General features: G+C 66.0%; 1 protein-coding gene. It reads right to left on the minus strand.

The features are described 5' to 3' along the window. Nucleotides 1-72: 72 nt before the first annotated feature. On the minus strand, nucleotides 73-1,444 hold a 1,372-nt coding region (gene ltrA, locus KZO25_RS19770; RefSeq protein WP_223138218.1), incomplete at its 5' end, for a group II intron reverse transcriptase/maturase.

Here is a 1,444-nt window from a genome sequence, read left to right on the forward strand (position 1 = left end):
ATCGAGTAGGAGGGGGAGTCGCCTCCCCCGTCCTCTCACACCACCGGGCAAACGGTTCCGTACCACGGCGGTTCATGAAGAACGGGTAAGCCTTCTTACCGTATCGAGTACCGAGATCAGGCCTAACTGATCGAACCACTTCCGCGGCAGGGCCTGATTCATGTGCGAGGCTCCCGCATTCCACCAGGCCCCTCGTCCATTCCCCGCTGATTTCCAGGCACGGTAGGTGTCCAGGCCCAGCGCCCTCAGCTTGCGGCGCCGAGTCGCTGGACGCTTCCATTGCCGCCAGATTACACAGCGCAGTCGGCGGCGCATCCATTGATCCAGCGCTTCCAGCGGGCGCTTCACGTCGACGAGGGCGAAGTAGCTGGCCCAGCCCCGCAGGACCGGGGTCAGCTCGTCGATCGCTCGCCGTATGTGGCGCCCTCTTCCGCGCCTGAGGATCTCACGGACGCGCTGCATCAGACGTTGCAGGCTGGCCTTGGCCAGCGTCAGTCGTGGCAGCTTGTGTCGGGTCAGCGTGTAGCCCAGATACCCCCGGTGCCACGGCCGGTCCACCGCGCTCTTGGCACGATTGACCTTAAGCCTGAGCGAGCTCTCGAGAAAATCACTCAGGCTGGCCATGACCCGCTCGCCCGCCCGTCGACTGCGTACGTAGATCTGCATGTCGTCGGCGTAGCGGCAGAAGCGGTGGCCCCGGCGTTCCAGTTCCTTGTCCACGTCGTCCAGCAGGATATTCGCCAGCAGCGGACTCAGTGGCCCGCCCTGGGGCGTGCCCTGCCGGCGTGGCGCAGTCAGGCCGTGCTGGAACATCCCCGCTTCCAGGTAGCGACGGATCAGGCGCAACATTCGCTTGTCGCGAACGCGACGCGCGACCCGCGCCATCAGCAGGTCATGGTTCACCCGGTCGAAGAAGGCTTCCAGGTCGAGGTCGACCACCCAGCGGTGGCCGGCGCCAACATGCGCCTTCATGGCCGAGACAGCCTGCTGGGCGCTGCGTTTCGGGCGGTAGCCGTAGCTCGATTCGGAAAAGCCCGGATCGAAGATCGGCGTCAGTACCTGAAGCAGCGCCTGCTGGATCAGCCGGTCAGTGACCGTGGGGATGCCGAGCTGCCGCGTCCCGCCCTTGGGCTTGGGGATCTCGACAGCTCGGGTTGGGCTGGGGTGGTACTCACCGGCCAACAGCCGCTCGCGCAGCGTCGGCCAGTGCTGTTTCAGGTGATCCGCCAGCTGATGCACCGTCATGCCATCGGCACCCGGCGCGCCCTTGTTGGCGACCACCTTACGGTAAGCCCGCGCCATGTTGGCTTTGTCTATCACGGCCTCCATGAGCGGGGCGGGCTCCGCTTTCGTCCACGATGACGACGCCGGGACCGTCTCGACGCCCACCGGCCGGGACGCGGGGTACTGCCCCTGCCCCTCTGGGTGAGTGACGGTATTAGCG

The sequence above is a fragment of the Halomonas sp. ANAO-440 genome, assembly GCF_019915905.1.
In the GTDB taxonomy this organism is placed as follows: domain Bacteria; phylum Pseudomonadota; class Gammaproteobacteria; order Pseudomonadales; family Halomonadaceae; genus Halomonas; species Halomonas chromatireducens.